The following is an 18872-nucleotide window of genomic DNA, read 5'->3' as shown; positions in this document are numbered from 1 at the left end:
CCCTTACCGCGACTCGCTCAACCGCTGAGCCTGACTTTCGCGCACAGCCGGTGCCGGCGCATGCGGTTCCGGATGCACGAGACACGCGAGCACCCCGCCCAGCGCCAGCAAACCGACTGAGATAGCGGTGGCGGCCTGCGTCCCCGCGACGATCTGCGTTGCGTCCACGCCGCCCGCGAGCGCGCCGAAGGCGGCCACACCCACCGCGCCGCCCGCCTGCCGCGCCGTATTCAATACCGCCGATGCGGTCCCCGCGCGCTTCGCCTCGGTCGATGCAAGCACCGCGGTGGTCATGGCCGGCACGGCCAGGCCCATGCCCGATGGAATCAGCAGGAACGGCAGCAGCAGGGCGGGGAGCGGCGTGCCGGCATCGACGAAATGCAGCAGGCCGTAGCCGAGGCCGGCCGTGATCGCGCCGAGAATCATCGGCACGCGCACGCCGAAGCGGCCGATCACCCGGCCGCTCGCGAGATTCGAGACCAGGAAGCCGCCCGTCAGCGGCAGGAACGCGAGCCCCGCCTGCAACGGCGTGTAGCCGCGTACGCGCTGCAGGTAAAGACTCAGCACGAACACCATCCCGTAGTAAGTCAGGTTCACGCAGATGCCGAACAGCACCGCCGCGCTGAACGTGCGCTTGCCGAACAGCGATAGCGGCAGCATCGGGCTTGCGACGCGCGCCTCGACGAGCACAAAGGCGCTTGCCGCAAGCAGCGCGATGACGAAGCCGCCGGCCACGAACGGATGCGCGAGGCCGAGCGGCCGCCATTCGATCACGGCGGCGACGAACGCGGTCAGCGCGACGATCGCGAGACCCTGGCCGCCGAGGTCGATGCCGCGCGGCGCCGCGCCCGTGTTGCCACGGGCAGCGGCCGGCGCGCTGGGTTGAGCGGCGTGTCGTGCGGCGTGTTGCTCGGTGTGCTGTACGGTCTGCGGGCGCGGCACCCACAGCAGCGTTGCGAGCAGGCCCGCCGCGCAGATCGGCAGATTGACGAGGAAGATGCTGCGCCAGCCGAACGCGGCGATCAGCAGGCCGCCGGCAACCGGGCCCGCCGCAATCGAAATCGCACCGGACGCGGTCCACAGGCCGACCGCGCGTGCCCGCAGCTTCGGGTCGTGTCCATACGACTGATTGAGCAGCGCGAGCGAGTTCGGCAGCATCGCGGCCGCGCCGATGCCTTGCAATGCGCGCGCGCCAACCAGCATCGCGGCATCGAGCGCGAGCCCGCACGCGAGCGACGCGAACGCGAACAGCACGATCCCGGCCGCGTACATGCGCCGCGCGCCGAAGCGGTCGCCGAGCGCGCCGGACGACAGCATCAGCACCGCGAACGCGAGCGTGTATGCATCGACGACCCATTGCAGGCCAGCGACATTCGCATGCAGGTCCGCGCCGATGCGCGGCAACGCGATGTTGACGATGGTCACGTCGAGCTGCGTGACGACGAAGCCGACGCTGACTGTCACGAGAACGCGGCCGAGGGCGGGCGAGACCGAGGGAGTGGAGGAGTTCATGACTGCATCGTAAAACCGATGCAGTGGGCCATGTTTCGGGGCGACGTGAAGTATGGATGTCGCCACCGGGGAGCAATGCGCGCGGTGTGCCGAAAGCATGGAGCGTTCAGTTTTCGCAAGTCGCCGCGCGTGAATCGCGACAAGCAAACCGCAGCAAACAAACCGCAGCAAACCACCGCAAGCGACGACGCTTCAACCCAGCGCCGCGCCGTCGCCAACTCCCAGAGAGCCGGTCACCGCCCCCGCGGCGCGTCCTTGATGAACAGCGTGGTCACTGCCCCCAGCACGCAGATCGCCCCGACATACAGCGGCGCGGCCATCGGATTGGACTTCATCAGCAGCGACACGACGACCGGCGTGAGGCCGCCGAACACCGCATACGCGACGTTGTACGAGAACGAGATGCCCGAGAAGCGCACCACCGGCGGGAACGCGCGGACCATCACGAGAGGAATCGCGCCGATCACGCCGACGAAGAACCCCGCCAGCGCATACAGCGGCACGAGCATCGACGTATCGACGAAGAGCTGACGGAACATCACGTAGTAGGTCACCGCGAGCGCGAGGCCGCCGACGAAAATCGTGCGGCCCGCGCCGATGCGCCCGGCGATCGAGCCCGCCATCACGCAGCCGATCGTCAGGCACAGCGTTGCCACGCAGTTCGCGATCAGCGCGGTGGCCGGCTCGATGTGGAATTGCTTTTGCAGCAATGTCGGCGTCATCAGGATCACGACGACGATCGCGGCCGACAGCATCCACGTGAGCAGCATCGAGACAACCACCGCGCGGCCGTGGTCGCGCAGCACCGCCTTGAGCGGCACCTCGGCGGCGATCGCCTTGCGCTGCTTGAGTTCGGCGAACACCGGCGTCTCGTGCAGCCAGCGGCGCAGGTAGACCGAGAACATGCCGAACACGCCGCCGACGAGGAACGGAATGCGCCACGCGTAGGCCGAAATGTCGGCGGGCGTGAAGTGGCGGTTCACCGCCGAGGCGATCAGCGAGCCGAGCAGGATGCCCGCGGTGAGGCCGGCCGTCAGCGTGCCGCACGCATAGCCGACGTGCCGCCCCGGCACATGCTCGGAGACGAATACCCACGCGCCCGGCACTTCGCCGCCGACCGCCGCGCCTTGCATCACGCGCAACAGAAGCAGCAGCACCGGCGCCAACACGCCGATGCTCGCGTAGGTGGGCATGAAGCCCATCAGCAGCGTCGGCACCGACATCAGCAGCACGCTCAGCGTGAACATGCGCTTGCGGCCGAACAGGTCGCCGAAGTGCGCCATGATGATGCCGCCGAGCGGCCGCGCCAGATAGCCCGCCGCGAAGATGCCGAAGGTCTGCGCCTGGCGCAGCCAGTCCGGCATCGAGGCCGGGAAGAACAACTGGCCGATCGCCGGCGCGAAGAACACGAAGATGATGAAGTCGTAGAACTCGAGCGCCCCGCCGAGCGCGGCGAGACCGAGCGTCTTGTAATCGTTGTACCCAAGAGGGCGTGGGGTGACGGTCTGCGCTCCACCCAGATTTGTCGCTTGCATTGCTAAGTTGTTCTGTTGAATTGGACGCCACACGCGGCGCGCGTGGTCATGCGGCGGTCGTTGGGCGAGAAGTGTGGCGGGCGCTGGGTAGAGCACGGGACACCGGCGCGCCGTCCGGATAGGGCGGGCGCTCACGACTGAGGCCGGCGCGGATTTTACAGGATGAAAGCCGGCTCCTTCCGCAAGCGCTCAATGAGCTTGAAGAAAGCTTCGGAAGCGGTTTCATGCGGAGATCGGCGCGCCTGCGCTGCGAGCGCGGCGGTCCGCAGCCAGTGTGCGCTGCGCGCGCAAATTCGGAATGCTCCTATGGGAGCGGCGCAGCGTGCCTCCGAGAATGGCTTGCGTTCCTTCTGTCGGGAGTCCATTCCATGCGCGTCGCCGTTCTTCAGCGTGACCCGGCCGTGCGCCAGTCGATCGAACACGTCCTCGTGAGCGCCGGCTATTTCTGCACGGCGTATCGTGACGGCCCCACGATCTCGAAGGCGCTCACCCATTCCACGATGGATCTGCTGATACTGGACTGGCTGGGCACGCGGCTCTTCGGCCCGGAACTCCTGCACTCGGTGCGCCGGGCCGTCGGCGAGCATCTGCCGATCATGTTCGTATCGGGCGACGCGTCGGAGGACAGCATGGTGCGCGCGCTCGCCGGCGGCGCGGACGACTACGTCGCGCTGCCGCTGCGCCCCGCCGAGTTTCGCGCGCGTGTCGCGGCGCTGCTGCGGCGCGCGTATCCGCAGCGCCTGCGCGCGACGGCGAGCTTCGCGATCGGCCCGTACCGCTTCGACATGGTGCGCAAGGCGGCTACGTTGCGCGGCAAGCCGATGCCGCTGTCGCGCACCCAGTTCGAACTGGCCGTGCTGTTCTTTTCCAACCTCGGCCGCACGATGTCGCGCGATCATATCTTCGTGCTGGTGTGGGGCCGCGAGCCATGCAGATCGATCCGTACGATCGACAGCCACGTGTCACGGCTGCGGCAACTGCTCGAGATCGGGCAACGCAACGGCTTCAGGTTGCAGCCGGTGTATAAAAGCGGCTACCGGCTGTTTTCGTGCGAGGATGCGGCCACGGGCAACGTGGCCCGTGAAGCTGCGCACGATCTATGCTGAAATCGGCGTAAAGCTTCGCCGCAAGCGCCGATCACGCATCTTCCCGCATTGACCTTATGAGTGTCTCTGCACAGGGCCATGCGCAAGAACGGATCTATGCCGAAATCGTCATAATCCGCGCGCAAGCGCACCAAGACCCGCGAGCGCCTGGTTTCTACCATGGTCGTCATGAAAACCTTAGACATTATCGACTCGCACACCGGCGGTGAACCCACCCGCCTCGTGGTGTCGGGTGGCCCGGATCTGGGCGGCGGCACGCTCGCGCAGCGGCTCGACGTTTTTCGCACGCGCTTTGACGACTGGCGCGCGGGCATCGTCACCGAACCGCGCGGCTCGGACGTGGTGGTCGGCGCGCTGCTGTGCGAGCCCGACGACAGCACCTGCGCGGCCGGCGTGATCTTCTTCAACAACGTCGGCTATCTCGGCATGTGCGGACACGGCACGATCGGGCTCGTCGTGTCGCTCGCGCATATGGGGCGGATCGGGCCGGGCAGTCACCGGATCGAGACGCCGGTCGGCGTGGTCGAGGCGACGCTGAACGTTGACGGCAGCGTCGCGGTGCGCAACGTGCCCGCGTATCGCTATCGCCAGGCGGTGCAGGTCGACGTGCCCGGCTACGGTGTGCTGACCGGCGACATCGGTTGGGGCGGCAACTGGTTTTTCCTCGTCGCCGATCACGGCCACGAATTGCACGCGTCGCAGATCGCGCGTCTGAGCGCGTTCAGCTCGGCGATTCGCGACGCGCTGATCGCGCAGAACATCACCGGCGCCGACGGCGCGCTGATCGACCATATCGAACTGTTCGGCCCCGGTTCGCGCGACGGCCTCGACAGCCGCAGCTTCGTGCTGTGCCCGGGCAATGCCTACGATCGCTCGCCGTGCGGCACCGGCACGAGCGCGAAGGTCGCGTGTCTCGCCGCCGACGGCAAACTCGCCGAGGGCGTGGTGTGGCGGCAGGAGAGCATCATCGGCAGCGTGTTCGAGGCGAGCTATCGCGCCGCGGGCGACGGTGTCCACGTGATTCCGACGATCACCGGCCACGCGCACATCATGGCCGAAGGCCGCCTCTGTTTCGACGAACGCGATCCGTTCGCGTGGGGCATTCGCACCGCATGAGCCCGGACGCGCTGATTATCGGCGCCGGCATCGTCGGCGCCGCGTGCGCGGCGGAGCTGGCCGCGCTCGGCATGCGCGTCGAGGTGCTCGACGCGCAACGTATCGGCGGCGGCGCGACCTCGGCGGGCATGGGCCATATCGTCGTGATGAACGACTCGCCCGCGGAATTCGCGCTGAGCCACTACTCGCGCGAGCTGTGGCTGCAACTCGCGCCGCAACTGCGCTCGCGCGACGCGTTCACGCGCTGCGGCACGCTGTGGATCGCTGAGGATGACGAAGAATGGCAAGCCGCGCGCGCAATGCACGCGGCGTTCGGCGCGCAAGGCGTCGCCGCGGAACTGCTCGATGCGGCCGCGCTGCGCGAATGCGAGCCGGCGGTTGCGCAATCGATGGCTGGCGGCTTGCGGATCGTGCACGACAGCATCGTGTACGCGCCCACGGCCGCCGAATGGCTGCTCACGCAATCGCCCCATGCGGCGAATATCCGCGTGCGGCTCGGCGCTCCGGTGAGCTCGCTCGGCGCGGGCGGCGTCATGCTGGCCGATGGCGAACGCGTCGGCGCGGGGCACGTGATCGTCGCCAATGGCCTCGGCGCGGCGCAACTGCTGCCGTCGCTGCCGTTGCAGCCGAAGAAGGGGCATCTGCTGATCACCGACCGCTATCCTGGACTGATCCGTCATCAGCTGCTCGAGCTCGGCTATATCAAGAGCGCGCATCATGCGGCCGGCACGTCGGTCGCGTTCAATGCGCAGCCGCGTCCGACCGGGCAATTGCTGCTCGGCTCGTCGCGCCAGTTCGACACGACCGATCCCGCCGTCGAGATGCCCGTGCTCGCGCAGATGCTGCAACGCGCCGCGCGCTATCTGCCGGCGCTGCCGACGCTCAACGCTATTCGCGCGTGGACCGGCTTTCGCGCGGCATCGCCGGACGGGTTGCCGCTGATCGGACCGGCCGGCGACTTCGCGCCGGCTCATGTATCCGCTCACGCGTCCGCCGACGCTGCCCGGATCTGGCTCGCGGTCGGACACGAAGGATTGGGCGTGACCACTGCGCTCGCCACCGCGAAGCTGCTCGCGGCGCAGATCGTGGCAAGCGCCGCGCCGATTCCGTGCGAGCCTTATCTGCCGGTCCGTTTTGCTGAACAGGTGACCCATGACTGATACAGGCGCGGTGCGCATCCGTCTGACGGTCGATGGGCGCGGCATCGAAGTGGAAGCCGGCACGACCGTGGCCGCGGCGCTCGCGATGGCGGGCGTGAGCGGCTCGCGGCTGTCGGTCAAAGGCGAGCCGCGCGCGGCGTTGTGCGGCATGGGCGTGTGCCAGGAGTGCCGCGTGACGATCGACGGCCGCGCGCACGCGCTCGCTTGCCAGACGCTGTGCCGCGAAGGGCAAAGCGTGCGTACATGGAACAAGGCGGGCGAGGCATGACAGAGCATTTCACGCAGTACTTCACGGAGCAATTCGCGCAGCACTTCGGCGTGGTCGTGATCGGCGGCGGTCCGGCCGGGCTCAATGCCGCGCTGGCGGCGGCGCGCGCAGGCGCGAGCGTGGCGCTCGTCGACGACAATCCGCGTGCCGGCGGCCAGATCTGGCGGCAGGGGCCGGGAAATCGGGGAAAATCGCCGCAACAGGCCTCGCAGCACGCTCAGTTGCACGCGCTGCTCGCCGCCTTGCAGACGCACGACGGATTCACTCACTGGCCGTCGACCCGCGTGATCGCGCCGCTCGGCTCGCACGCTTTGCTGCTCGAATCGGCCGCGCACGGCGGCGTGTCCATTTCCTATGACCGGCTGATTCTCGCGACCGGCGCGCGCGAGCGTCTGCTGCCGTTTCCGGGCTGGACCTTGCCCGGCGTCACGGGTGCGGGTGGCCTGCAGGCACTCATCAAGGGCGGCATGCCGGTGCGCGACGAGCGGATCGTGATTGCCGGCAGCGGTCCTCTGCTGATGGCCTCGCTCGCCACCGCCCGCGAGGCCGGCGCGCACGTGATCGCGGTCGTGGAGCAGGCTCCGGCGCTCGATGTCGCGCGCTTCGGCGCTTCGCTGTTGCGCGAGCCCGCAAAGCTGCGCCAGGCGATCACGCTCACGCGCGGTTTCACCGGACTGCGCTACTGGACCGGCAGCATGGTGCGGGAAGCGCGCGGCACGGACCGTGTGCGGCAAGTGACGATCCGGCGCGGCGCGCGCGACGTGACACTCGATTGCGACCGCATCGCGTGCGGCTACGGGCTTTTGCCGAACGTCACGCTCGCGCAGGCTCTCGGCTGCGCGATCAGCGAGGCGGGTGAGATCGTGGTCGACGATGAACAGCGGACTTCGCTGGCACACGTGTACGCGGCGGGCGAATGCACGGGTGTCGGCGGCGCGGAGCTGGCCTGCGTGGAGGGCGAGATCGCCGGGCTCGCGGCAAGCGGCGCGGCGGCTGAGCCGGCCGCGCTTCAGACGCTGCAGGCACTGCTGGCACGCAGGGCGCGCTGGCGCCGCTTCGGCGCGCGCGTCGCAACCGCATTTGCGTTGCGCGACGCGGCCCGCACGCCGCCCGCGGACACCACGCTTCTTTGCCGCTGCGAAGACGTGAGCGTCGGCGAGGTGCGCCGCTGCGCCGACTGGCGCGACGCGAAGCTGCAGACCCGCTGCGGGATGGGGCCGTGCCAGGGAAGAATCTGCGGCGCGGCCGCGAATCTGTACTTCGGCTGGCCGGCCGCCATGCCGCGTCCGCCGTTCAACCCGGCGCAGATCGGCACGCTGATGACGGCCGCCGAACCGCCAGCGGCAACGCAATGATGACCTCGCGCCTGCGCGCAGCGGATATTGTCGGGCGCCGCGCGGTTTTATAATCGACCGCACCCGATCACGATCGACCGCACATGCAGGCTGCCCGGCCGCGCCGGCGCAGGCATCCGCAAACGCATCCTGAACGCATTCAACCAGGCACGGACCCACGGAACCCGCATGATGAACACGCTGGCTCATCCGCTCGAACCGAACGATACGACGCTGTCCGGCATGCTGTCGCACTTCAGGTTGCTCGAGCCGGTATTCGACGCGATGCCGGACGTCGTCTTCTTCGTGAAGGACGCCGACGCGCGTTACGCGCTCGTCAACCGCACGCTCGCCTCGCGCTGCGGCTTCAAGGAAAAGGCCGCGCTGCTCGGCAGGACTGCCGAGGACGTCTTTCCGCGCCGTTTCGGCCGCATCTATACCGCGCAGGACAAGGCGATCATCGGCGTCGGCAACCAGATGCTCGATCAGCTCGAATTGCACCTGTATCCGGCCCGCCAGCCCGGCTGGTGCCTGACCTGCAAGCAGCCGCTGCGCGATGCGGCGGGCAAGGTGGTCGGGCTCGCCGGTATTTCACGCGATCTGAAGGCGGACGAAAGCAGCCACCCGGCCTACAGCCGGCTTGCGGCGGTCGTGCAGTCGATCCAGGAAAATTACGTGCAGCCGCTGAATCTGAAGCAGCTGGCGGCGATGGCCGACATGTCGGTCGCGCAACTGGAGCGCTATTTTCACAAAGTGTTTCATTTGACGCCGCGCCAGGTGCTGCTGAAAACGCGGCTCGACGCGGCGACCGCGCTGCTGGTGTCGCACGACAAGGTCACCGACGTCGCCGCGCGTTGCGGCTACACCGATCACAGCGCGTTCACGCGGCAATTCAAGGCGACAGTCGGCGTCACGCCGACCGAATACCGGATGCTGCTGCACGGCACGTTGCGCAATTGAGCGGCACCCCGTCTCATGGCCGGTCGTGGGCATCACTACTACGTGTACGTCGTCGCGCTCGACGACAAGGTCTGGAACGAGGCGCGCTTTCGCCGAGCGAATCCCGATTACCGGTTCGACCGGCCGTGCGTGTATGTCGGCATGACGGGGCTCGACCCGGACCTGCGTTTCGACAGGCACAAGGCGGGCATTCAGGCCAATCGCTACGTGCGCGATTACGGCCTGCGCCTGATGCCCGAGTTGTACGAAATGTTCAATCCGATGCCTTATCGCGGCGCCCAGGATATGGAAGTGGAACTGGCGATCGGGCTACGCGAGGCGGGGTACGGCGTGTGGCAGGCTTGATCGGCCAAATGGAAAAGGCCGCGTCAACGACAGGCGTTGGCCGCGGCCTCGAATGATGACGACGATGGTGTGTTACTTGACCCCGAGTCCACGCAATACCGCATTGCCCTCGGACGTGAGGCGGATATGCGCGGGGCCGGCGTCGTTCGAAACGGTCTCGACGAGACCGGCTTCGTAGAGTTGCGGAATTTCGGGTTTCGCCGATGCGTCGATCGGCGCATGCAACAACAGCAGCAGCGTCGCCAGTTCGTGATGACTGAGCAAACGACGCAGAATGGTGGGCCGCTTGGCCGGCGTTTCGTTGGTGTTCGGTTCAGGCTGGTTCATGGGGGCGCACCTCGTGCGGGATCATGTCGGAAGGATCATGCGGACGAAGTCTTAAACGATTCTTAAGACTCCATTGTCTCGTAACACCGTGACATGACCGTGGCAATGGATCAGATTCCGGCGCCCGGAACTTCACGCCCGCAACCGCGTAAAGCGCGCGCAAATCGCCCGCAAACCCTTATGGGGCGCAGGTTTTGCCCGCCGACTCGAGCCACAGGTTGCTTACATGACGCTTGCCTGCATAGAAACGGTAAGTTGTCGAGCCATTGTCGCTGCGCACCTTGACGATGTTCGAGTCGCCGAAATCAAGCATCTGACCCTGCGGGATCTCCATGGACTTGAAGGCGGCATCGTGGCGGTTGGCTATCTGCGTCAGGCAGGAGACCACGTCGTCGACGGAGCGCTGCGTCGTGGTATCCGTGACGGGCTCGCCGGCATCCGGATCTTTCTGGAAATACGCGCAAGCGCTGACGAGCAGCGGAAGGGACAGGGCTACAGCGAACTTCTTCATATCTCTCCTGGCGTTGATTCGGCTGGCGGTCCGGCACGCCGCGCCGCGCGTCATGAGAGGCACACGGGCTGGACCGCGAAACAGGCGCCATTATATCGAGATGGCGAGCCTGCCCCGGCGGGGGCCGCATGTGGCGTGCCAGGGGGCCGACTCGCGGGAGAGGCGGCAGCCGCTATCGTCGCGCGCCTGCAAGTCGTTCGGCCGGCCTGGTTTCGGGGCGGCGGCCTTCTGGTAACCAACCGTCCAGTCGCCGGTGTCCCGGCGGGCAAGGTTCGCAGAGGCCGGTTCCGGCGCGGTAACGGTCGAGGAACAGGCTCCCGCCATGCCTGCGCGTTACTTGCGCCGCTGCGCCTGCGCGGCGAGCCGCACCGCCGCATTGGCCGCGCCATAGCCGTCGTAGCCGCCGCGCCGCTCGACGATTTCGAGAAAAAAGCGCTGATCGAGCTGTTCCGTGTACGCATGAAAAAACTCGCCGCCGCGTTCGTCGCGGTCGTAGAGGATATTGTTCGCGCGCATCGCTTCGAGCAGCGTGTCGGAGAGCGCGTAGCGGGCCTCGAGGTCATCGTAGTAATTGCGCGGGATGCGCAGCACCGGCACGCCGTCCGCGACGAACTCGGGAATCGCGCTGAAGATGTCGCCGGTGCTGAACGCGACGTGGTTCAGGCCCGAGCCGTGATACGTGTGCAGCGCCTCGGCCACCGCCGTATGGCGATCCACCGATGCATTCAGCACGATCCGCACCGAGCCGTCGTGGCTGCGCAGCGCGCGGCTGCGCACGAGCCCGTACGGGTCGGGCACGAGCACCCCCGGCTCCGCCTGGAAGCCGAGCGCGGTGCGCAGGAATAGCACCCACGTATCGAGCGAATTGGCCGGCACCGAGAGGCACACGTGATCGATGCGCGTGAGCGGGCCCACTTCGACCGGGCCGTTGATATCGGTGAGGACGAAATCGGCTTCGAACAGCGTCGGCTGATCCGGCGTTTCGTCGACGAAATAGTTCAGGCTGCTGTCCGGTCCCTGCACCGCGGGCAGCACCCGTTCGTTCGGGCCGATCTGGCCGGAGAACGGCGCGTAGCCGAAGCCGGCCGCACGCTCGAACGCCTGGCTCGCGTCGTCCACGCGAAACGCCGACGCGCACAGCGACAAACCATGCTGCTGGAAAAACGCGTTCGCGAACGAATCGGGCTCGGCGTTCAGCACGATCGACGCGGCGCCATGCTGATACAGCGTCACGTCTTTCGAGCGATGCTGGCCGGCCTGGCGAAAGCGCAGCTTGCCGAGCCAGTCGGCAAGCTGCGCGCGCGTGGTGTGATCGACCGCGAATTCGAGGAACTGATAGCCGACGTGTGTGGGCGCGGCAGGCGACTGGTACAGGTCGGCGGCTGTCTGCTGCGGCTCCTGCTGTTCCTCGAGCAGCGTGCGGGTCTGTTCCTCGAGAAACAGCAATGAGCGGTGGCCGTCCGCGGCCGTGATCGTGGTGGGGGCGGCGCGAAAGCCGTCGTTGAAAATTTCGAGCGAAAGCGGGCCCTTGTAGCCGGCTTTCACGATCTGCGCGGTGAAGTTCGCGAGATCGAAGTCGCCCTGGCCCGGAAAGCAGCGGTAGTGGCGGCTCCATTCGAGCACGTCCATTGCGAGCTTCGGCGCGTCGGCGATCTGCACGAACGCGATGCGCTCGCCCGGAATGTCGGCGATCGCGTCCACCGTGTCGTTCAGCGACAGCGTATGAAAACTGTCGAGCACGAGGCCGAGGTTCGGATGATTGACCGCGTCGACGAGCTTCCACGCGTGGCGGTAGGTCTTCACGTGCTTGCCCCACGCAAGCGCTTCGTAGCCGGCGATCACGCCGGCCGCTTCGGCCGCGCGGGCGAGCGCGCCGAGCTGGTCGGTCATCAGCGCGTCGTCGCAGATCGTCTCCGGCGAGACGTTGCTGCACACGAGAATGCGGTCCGTGCCGAGTTCGTGCATTACGTCGAACTTGCGTTTCGCACGTTCGAGATTGCGCTCGAGCCGCTCCGGGCTCACGCCGTCGAAATCGCGAAACGGCTGGAACAGCATGATCTTCAGACCGAGGTCTTCGGCGATACGGCGCACGTCGGCGGGCGAGCCGTCGAAGTACAGCAGGTCGTTTTCGAAGATCTCGACACCTTCGAAGCCCGCCGCGCGGATCGCGCCCAGCTTCTCGACGAGGGTGCCGCTAATCGACACGGTGGCAATCGAACGTTGCATGAACGGCTCCTGCAGTAACGGACAAACGACGGAGAAAACGAGAGCGGCGAAACGGTGCGGCGCGCCTGCCAGCGCCGTCAGGCGGGCATGTTGCAATGCGCAAATTGGGCCAGTTCGTTACGCGCCGAGGCAAGGCGTGGGTCAGAGTCTCCCACACTAGCCGCGAGTTTCGCTAGTCTATACAAACTAACTAGATGGTACAAATTCGTAGAAACCCCGAATGACGGCGGCGGCCGATGCGCGCACACTTCGCTACGCGTCGAAGAACCGCACGCGGGCGCCGCGGTTCGCCACGCGCCTCACTTTGCAGGAGTCGTCATGAGTTTTGCCTCCGTACTGGTCCTCAACGGACCGAACCTCAATCTGCTCGGCACGCGCGAGCCGGCCATCTACGGCGCGCAAACGCTCGACGACGTCGCGAAGCTGTGCCGCGACGCCGGCGAACGCCTCGGCCTCGCGATCGACTTCTGCCAGTCGAACGCCGAGCATCAACTGATCGACTGGCTGCATGCGGCGCGCACCAAGGTCGACGGCATCGTCATCAATCCCGCCGCTTATACGCATACGTCGGTGGCGATCGCCGATGCGCTGACGGCGATCGAAAAGCCCGTCATCGAGGTGCATATCTCGAACGTGCATCGGCGCGAAGCATTCCGGCATCACTCGTACGTGTCGGCGGTGGCGGAGGCAGTTATCGTCGGTTGCGGCACTCAGGGCTATGTGCTCGCGCTCGAGCGGATGGCGACGATTCTTAAGAATAGGGCGGCAAAATGAACACTCAAGAGAACACCCGGACGGACGCGCAGATCGGCGCGCTGGCGAATGCGCAGGCGAGTTCGCGGGCAACCGGCCACTCGTACCTGGTCGGCCTGATCGGCTCGGGCATCAGCGGTTCGCTCACGCCCGCGATGCACGAGGAAGAGGGCAGCCAGCTCGGTCTGCACTACGTGTATCGCCGTATCGATCTCGAAGCGCTGAAGCTCGACACCGCCGCGCTGCCGGAACTGTTGACCGCCGCCGAGCGCATGGGCTTCAACGGCCTGAACATCACGTATCCGTGCAAGCAGGCGGTGATTCCGCTGCTCGACGAACTGTCCGACGACGCGCGCGCACTCGGCGCGGTCAACACCGTGCTGTTCAGGGACGGCAAGCGCATCGGCCACAACACCGACTGGTCCGGCTTCGCGCGCGCGTTCCAGCGCGGCCTGCCCGACGTGTCGCTCGAGCGCGTCGTGCAACTCGGCGCGGGCGGCGCGGGCGCGGCGGTCGCGCATGCGGCGCTGAACATGGGCACGCAATCGCTGACGTTATTCGACGTGGACGCAAGCCGCGCACAGTCGCTCGCCGGTGAATTGCAGAAGCGTTTCCCCGCAGCCAGGGTCAGCGCGGGCACGTCGCTCCCGGAATCGCTGGCGGCCGCGCAGGGCCTGATTCACGCGACGCCGACTGGCATGGCTAAACTGCCGGGCTTGCCGCTGCCGGCCGAATTGCTGCATCGCGACCTGTGGGTGGCCGACATCGTTTATTTCCCGATCCGCACGGCGCTCCTGCAGGCGGCCGAAGCGCTCGGCTGCCGCACGCTGAGCGGCGGCGGCATGGCGGTCTATCAGGCGGTCGACGCGATGCGCATCTTCACGGGACTCGAACCCGACGCGGAGCGCGTCTACACGCACTTCCAGTCATTGCTGGAACGCCCCTGAGCGTTCCTGGGTAAAAGTAAGAAAGCCCCGTCGAGGGCCGCTATCCGGCAGCGTATGTCCGGCACAATCTGTTTGAAGAGACCAGCACGACATGCCGCAACCGATTCAATCCAGTCCCGCGAACGCGCCGCTCCAGAAGGGCGCGGCGGTGAGCACCGCGCGCCGCTCGAAGGCCCGCTACAAGATCCTCGCGCTGCTCGCGATCGGCACGATGATCAATTATCTCGATCGCACGGTGCTCGGCATCGCGGCGCCGCAGTTGACCAAAGAGCTCGGCATCAACGCCGCGCTGATGGGCTTGCTGTTCTCCGTGTTTTCGTGGAGCTACGTGGCCGCGCAGATTCCGGGCGGGCTCTTTCTCGACCGCTTCGGCAGCAAGGTGACCTACTTCCTGTCGATGACGTTCTGGTCGCTCTGCACGCTCGCACAAGGTCTCGTGCACGGCATCGGCGCGCTGTTCGCGTTCCGTCTCGGCCTCGGTGTGTCGGAAGCGCCCTGCTTTCCGACCAACAGCCGCGTGGTCGCCACGTGGTTCCCGCAGAGCGAACGCGCGATGGCGACGGGCACGTACACGGTCGGTGAATATATCGGCCTCGCGTTTTTCAGCCCGTTCCTGTTCATGCTGATGGGCGCGTTCGGCTGGCGCTCGCTTTTCCTCGTGGTCGGCGGCGTGGGCCTCGTGTTCGGCGTGGTGTGGTGGCTGCTGTATCGCGAGCCGCGCGATCATCCGGCGGCGAATCAGGAAGAGCTCGACTATATCGAGGCGGGCGGCGGGCTCACGCAACGGGGCAAGGATGCCGATGCGGCAGCGGGTGACGTAGCGGCTTCGCCGAAGCGCGGGTTCGAATGGCGCACCATCGGCCAACTGCTCAGGCATCGTCAACTGACCGGCATCTGCCTCGGCCAGTTCGCGGGCAATTCGACGCTCGTGTTCTTCCTCACGTGGTTCCCGACGTATCTCGCCACCGAGCGTCATATGGCGTGGCTGAAGATCGGTTTCTTCGCGATCATGCCGTTCATCGCCGCGTCGATCGGCGTGATGTTCGGCGGCGTGTTCTCCGATTGGCTGCTGCGTCGCGGCAAGTCGCCGAACGTGGCGCGCAAGCTGCCGATCATCGCCGGCCTGCTGCTCGCCTCGACGATCATTCTCGCGAACTATGTCGAGAGCAATGTGGTGGTGATCGCGATTCTGTCGGTGGCGTTCTTCGCGCAGGGCATGGCCGCGCTCGGCTGGACGCTCGTGTCGGATATCGCGCCGGAAGGGCTGCTTGGCGTGACCGGCGGCATCTTCAACTTTGCCGCGAATCTGGCGGGTATCGTGACGCCGCTCGTGGTCGGAGTGATCGTTGCCGCAACCGGTTCGTTCGTCGGTGCGCTGGTGTTTATCGGCGTGATCGCGTTGATCGGGGCGCTGTCGTATATCTTCGTGGTCGGCGATATCAAGCGGATCGTGCTGGCGGACTAAGCGCTATGGTTGAGCTGTCGTGAGATGTGACGGCAGCGTTGGCTTCTGAACCCCCGGTTGTCGTCGCAGTGAGGCGATAACCAGGGGTTTTGTGTTTTCGCTCAATCTTCCTTCTTTACGAACCGCAAGATCGCATCGACGATCATCGCCCGATGCCGCGCCCGCAAACGCGGATGCGACGGATCCCGCCCAAACGCGGTGCCGAACGTATGCCGGTTGCCGACGCGATGAAAGCATAGCGAGCTGATCATCAGATGCAGATCGATCGGATCGATATCGCTGCGGAACTGCCCCGCCGCAATGCCGCGCGCGAGCAGATCTTCAATCGTGTGAATGACGGTAACGTTGCGGCCTTTGAAGGTCTTCACCTGCTCGACGTACTTCGCGCCGTGAATATTTTCGATCGTCACGAGGCGCACGAAATCGCGCTGGCGGTCGTGGTAGTCGAACGTGAATTCGACCAGTGCGCGCATGCCCTCGATGGGATCGAGTTCGCTGATGTGCAGATCCTGTTCGAGCGCACGAATGTCTCCATACACCTTCTCCAGCACCGCCTGGTACAACCCTTCCTTGCTGCCGAAGTAGTAGTACAGCATGCGCTTGGTGGTGTTCGTGCGTTCCGCGATCGCGTCGACGCGCGCGCCCGCCAGTCCCATCGCGGAGAACTCCTGGGTCGCGACGTCGAGGATGTTGCGCTTCGTCTGTTCGGGGTCGTACTTGCGCCGGGAGTCGGCGCGCGACGAGCCTGACGCGTTGCCGTTGGTATCAGGCTCGGCGGCCTTGCTTCCCTTTTTCATTGTGGATTCGAGCGGCGGTGACGGCGCATTCTAGCATGCTGAAACCGGCCTTCGGCGCGGGTCTCAGGCGTAAGCGGCGGGGTCCCGAGGGGCCCCGGGGTAACGCTCAGGTGGCGGGATGCGTGCGCCGGCGGCGCGCGGCGAACGCGTCGCGCGTTTGCATCGCGGTGTAGGTGAGCTGCGCGGCGGCGAGGCCGAGCGCGCCGTACGTGCGCGTCAGGCCGAACGCCGCGAACGCATCGGGCACCGGCTTCTCGCCGCTGATCGCCGCGGCCAGCAGCTCGCCGGACACCGTGGTCGGCGCCATGCCGTGTCCGCCGAAAGCGACCGCATACCAGACGCCGTCCGCGCTGCGGCCGATCTGCGGCATCTTGTGACGCGCGTAGCTCATCAGGCCGCCCCATGCGTGCTCGATGCGCACGTCGCGCAGCTGCGGATAAACCCTCAGCAGATCCTGCCGCAGCAGACGCGCGATCGCCTCGGGTTCGCGGTCACGCACCGAGATGCGTCCGCCCCACAGGATGCGGGTGTCGGGCAGCGGCCGGTAGTAGTCGAACGCGAAGCGAGTGTCGTAGATCGCGGCGCGCGTGGCGATCGCCTCGGACAGACGCGCGCCGAGCGGTTCGGTCGCCATCACGTAGGTGGCGATCGGCAGCACCGCCCGCTCGACGCGCGCATAGACGTTGCGCGCGTAGCCGCCGCCGGCCATCACGACGTGGCGCGCGTCGAGCGCGCCTTGCGGCGTTTCCACGACGAAGCCCGCATCGGAGGCCGCTCCCTCACGCCGCAGACGCACGACCGGCGAACGCTCGTGAATCGTCACACCCGCTTGCGCGGCCGCGGCGGCAATACCGAGCACATATTTGAGCGGATGAAAGTGGAATGCGTTGCGCTCGAAGAGGCCGCCGTGATAGTGGTCTGTCTTCAGTTGCGTGGCGAGTTCGTCAGCCGCGATCGGCTCCCAGTCGACGCCGAACGAATCGCGCATCAGACGCCGCTGTGCTTCGAGCCGGGCGGGTTCGTCGAACCAGTTGGCGAGGATCACGCCGGCGTCGGTCGCGTCGCAATCGATCCGGTAGCGCGCGATGCGCGTGCGCATGAGGTCGACGGCGTCGGTGGTCAGCGTATAGAGTTCGCGTGCGCGGGCCGGGCCGAGTGTTTTGAGCAGGTCGGCGCAATCGAGACTGTAGCCGCCGAACACGAAACCGCCGTTGCGTCCCGAGGCGCCGAAACCGACCTGCTGCGCTTCGAGCACGACGACGTCCTTGACGCCGCGCTCGGCGAGTCCCAATGCGGTGGAGAGTCCCGCGAGCCCGCCGCCGATGATGCAGACGTGGGCGCTGCGCCGGGCGGTGAGCGGTGCATAGGCGGATGAGCGGGCGACTGTGGCTTCGTAGAAACTTTGCATGGCCGCTAGCGTAGCGGCAATCGAGTGTCGGCGTCTAGCCGTCGGATTCGCTTTCGGATTTCTGCACGGGGCCGCGCCACACGGCCTCTCGTCTATTCGTCTCTCTCAGCGCCCCCAGCGCAGCACGAGCGGATCGAGCCCGCGCGCGATCCTGAGCAGCCCGTCGCGCGTCGCGGGATGCATCTGCGGCAGCGGATGACGCACCGCGTCGGAGCGGATCACGCCGCCTTCCTTCATCAGCGCCTTGCACGACGCGAGGCCGCCCTGGCGGTTCTCGTAGTTGATGAGCGGCAGCCACTGCTGATAGTGCGCGGCGGCCGCTTCGGTGTCGCCTGCCGCATAAGCGTCGACGATCAGGCGAATACCATCCGCGTAGCCGCCGCCCGTCATCGAGCCGGTCGCGCCCGCATCGAGATCGGCCATCAGCGTGATGGCTTCCTCGCCGTCCCACGGACCGACGACCGCATCGCCGCCCAGTTCGATCAGCTCGCGCAGCTTGTTCGCGGCCTGCGGCGTTTCGATCTTGAAGTACGACACGTTGTCGATTTCGCGCGCCATGTGGGCGAGAAACGGCGCGGACAACGCCGTGCCGCTGACGGGCGCGTCCTGAATCATGATCGGAATCTGGATTGCATCGGATACCGTACGATAGAACTCGTCAATACCGCGCTCGCCGATGCGGATCGTCGCGCCGTGATACGGCGGCATGATCATCACCATGGCGGCGCCCGCGTCCTGCGCGGCGCGGCTACGCTCCGCGCACTGGTACGAGCTGAAATGCGTGGTCGTGACGATCACCGGCACGCGGCCCGCCACGTGTTCGAGCGCGAGGTGCATCAGCGTGCTGCGCTCGTCGTCGGAGAGCACGAACTGTTCGGAGAAGTTCGCGAGGACGCACAGGCCGTTCGAACCGGCGTCGATCATGAAGTCGATGCAGCGCTTCTGGCCTTCGAGGTCGAGGCGGCCTGCGTCGTCGAAGATCGTCGGTACGACGGGGAAGACGCCGCGCAAGGCGGCGGCTGGGCGGGATGGCTGGGTCATGGCGATGGTGTCCGTGCCGGGTTGCTGGATGCGCGTGTGCCGCAAGAGGGCGGCGCATGTG

At 66.6% G+C, this 18872-nt stretch carries 18 protein-coding genes; 10 read left to right on the top strand and 8 right to left on the bottom strand.

Features of this window, described 5'->3' with window-relative positions:
• Nucleotides 1-3: 3 nt before the first annotated feature.
• Together B9Z01_RS18005 and B9Z01_RS18000 are read right to left on the bottom strand one after the other, a co-directional pair.
• Nucleotides 4-1512, bottom strand: coding sequence for an MFS transporter (locus tag B9Z01_RS18005; RefSeq protein ID WP_085485435.1), 1509 nt, complete (start codon nucleotides 1510-1512; stop codon nucleotides 4-6).
• 233 nt (nucleotides 1513-1745) lie between these two features.
• A complete protein-coding gene (locus tag B9Z01_RS18000; protein WP_085485433.1) occupies nucleotides 1746-3047 on the bottom strand; it encodes an MFS transporter in 1302 nt (433 codons plus the stop codon).
• Nucleotides 3048-3415: 368 nt separating this feature from the next.
• Here B9Z01_RS18000 and B9Z01_RS17995 point away from each other — a divergent pair, with 368 nt between their 5' ends.
• From B9Z01_RS17995 to B9Z01_RS17965, 7 genes are all read left to right on the top strand, one after another.
• Nucleotides 3416-4153, top strand: a complete 738-nt coding sequence (locus B9Z01_RS17995) for a response regulator transcription factor (RefSeq protein ID WP_085485431.1) — start codon at nucleotides 3416-3418, stop codon at nucleotides 4151-4153.
• A gap of 159 nt (nucleotides 4154-4312) precedes the next feature.
• The gene (locus tag B9Z01_RS17990) at nucleotides 4313-5269 is read left to right on the top strand and encodes a 4-hydroxyproline epimerase (protein WP_085485429.1); all 957 of its coding nucleotides are present in this window, start codon (nucleotides 4313-4315) and stop codon (nucleotides 5267-5269) included.
• On the top strand, nucleotides 5266-6429 hold the full coding sequence (locus B9Z01_RS17985; RefSeq protein ID WP_085485427.1) for an NAD(P)/FAD-dependent oxidoreductase: 1164 nt from the start codon (nucleotides 5266-5268) through the stop codon (nucleotides 6427-6429). The genes B9Z01_RS17990 and B9Z01_RS17985 overlap by 4 nt, the downstream gene beginning before the upstream one ends.
• Nucleotides 6422-6697, top strand: coding sequence for a (2Fe-2S)-binding protein (locus B9Z01_RS17980; RefSeq protein WP_085485425.1), 276 nt, complete (start codon nucleotides 6422-6424; stop codon nucleotides 6695-6697). Before B9Z01_RS17985 ends, B9Z01_RS17980 begins: the two co-directional genes overlap by 8 nt.
• A complete protein-coding gene (locus tag B9Z01_RS17975) occupies nucleotides 6694-8052 on the top strand; it encodes an FAD/NAD(P)-dependent oxidoreductase (protein WP_085485423.1) in 1359 nt (452 codons plus the stop codon). Before B9Z01_RS17980 ends, B9Z01_RS17975 begins: the two co-directional genes overlap by 4 nt.
• 171 nt (nucleotides 8053-8223) lie before the next feature.
• Nucleotides 8224-8991, top strand: coding sequence for an AraC family transcriptional regulator (locus B9Z01_RS17970; protein WP_085485752.1), 768 nt, complete (start codon nucleotides 8224-8226; stop codon nucleotides 8989-8991).
• A gap of 15 nt (nucleotides 8992-9006) precedes the next feature.
• Nucleotides 9007-9336 carry a hypothetical protein gene (locus tag B9Z01_RS17965; RefSeq protein ID WP_085485421.1) on the top strand — a complete coding sequence of 110 codons (330 nt, stop codon included), beginning with the start codon at nucleotides 9007-9009 and terminating at the stop codon, nucleotides 9334-9336.
• A 72-nt stretch (nucleotides 9337-9408) separates the two neighbouring features.
• On the opposite strand, the gene B9Z01_RS17960 is transcribed toward B9Z01_RS17965, so the two are convergent.
• The 3 genes from B9Z01_RS17960 to B9Z01_RS17950 form a co-directional block, all read right to left on the bottom strand.
• Nucleotides 9409-9663 (bottom strand): hypothetical protein, encoded by a 255-nt coding sequence (locus B9Z01_RS17960; protein ID WP_085485419.1) that lies wholly within the window; start codon nucleotides 9661-9663, stop codon nucleotides 9409-9411.
• 178 nt (nucleotides 9664-9841) lie between these two features.
• Nucleotides 9842-10174, bottom strand: a complete 333-nt coding sequence (locus B9Z01_RS17955) for a hypothetical protein (protein ID WP_085485417.1) — start codon at nucleotides 10172-10174, stop codon at nucleotides 9842-9844.
• Nucleotides 10175-10507: 333 nt separating this feature from the next.
• Complete coding sequence (locus B9Z01_RS17950) at nucleotides 10508-12400, bottom strand: bifunctional sugar phosphate isomerase/epimerase/4-hydroxyphenylpyruvate dioxygenase family protein (RefSeq protein WP_085485750.1); 1893 nt, start codon at nucleotides 12398-12400, stop codon at nucleotides 10508-10510.
• A gap of 318 nt (nucleotides 12401-12718) precedes the next feature.
• Between B9Z01_RS17950 and aroQ the strand changes: the two genes are divergently transcribed.
• From aroQ to B9Z01_RS17935, 3 genes are all read left to right on the top strand, one after another.
• Entirely contained in the window at nucleotides 12719-13174 is a 456-nt protein-coding gene (aroQ, locus tag B9Z01_RS17945; protein WP_085485415.1) for a type II 3-dehydroquinate dehydratase, read from the top strand.
• Nucleotides 13171-14100: a shikimate dehydrogenase gene (locus B9Z01_RS17940; RefSeq protein ID WP_085485413.1), complete on the top strand. Its 930-nt coding sequence runs from the start codon at nucleotides 13171-13173 to the stop codon at nucleotides 14098-14100. The genes aroQ and B9Z01_RS17940 overlap by 4 nt, the downstream gene beginning before the upstream one ends.
• Nucleotides 14101-14191: 91 nt before the next feature.
• Nucleotides 14192-15565 (top strand): MFS transporter, encoded by a 1374-nt coding sequence (locus tag B9Z01_RS17935; protein WP_085485411.1) that lies wholly within the window; start codon nucleotides 14192-14194, stop codon nucleotides 15563-15565.
• A 101-nt stretch (nucleotides 15566-15666) separates the two neighbouring features.
• On the opposite strand, the gene B9Z01_RS17930 is transcribed toward B9Z01_RS17935, so the two are convergent.
• The 3 genes from B9Z01_RS17930 to B9Z01_RS17920 all read right to left on the bottom strand — a co-directional run bounded on the left by B9Z01_RS17930 (nucleotide 15667) and on the right by B9Z01_RS17920 (nucleotide 18811).
• Nucleotides 15667-16362 carry a TetR/AcrR family transcriptional regulator gene (locus B9Z01_RS17930; protein WP_085485409.1) on the bottom strand — a complete coding sequence of 232 codons (696 nt, stop codon included), beginning with the start codon at nucleotides 16360-16362 and terminating at the stop codon, nucleotides 15667-15669.
• Between the two features lie 106 nt (nucleotides 16363-16468).
• Complete coding sequence (locus B9Z01_RS17925) at nucleotides 16469-17770, bottom strand: NAD(P)/FAD-dependent oxidoreductase (protein WP_085485407.1); 1302 nt, start codon at nucleotides 17768-17770, stop codon at nucleotides 16469-16471.
• Between the two features lie 105 nt (nucleotides 17771-17875).
• The gene (locus B9Z01_RS17920) at nucleotides 17876-18811 is read right to left on the bottom strand and encodes a dihydrodipicolinate synthase family protein (RefSeq protein ID WP_085485748.1); all 936 of its coding nucleotides are present in this window, start codon (nucleotides 18809-18811) and stop codon (nucleotides 17876-17878) included.
• Nucleotides 18812-18872: the final 61 nt, after the last annotated feature.

The organism is Paraburkholderia susongensis (assembly GCF_900177725.1).
Classification (GTDB): domain Bacteria; phylum Pseudomonadota; class Gammaproteobacteria; order Burkholderiales; family Burkholderiaceae; genus Paraburkholderia; species Paraburkholderia susongensis.
The sequence above is the reverse complement of the archived record's forward strand: the minus strand, read 5'-3'. Positions and strand labels throughout refer to the sequence as shown.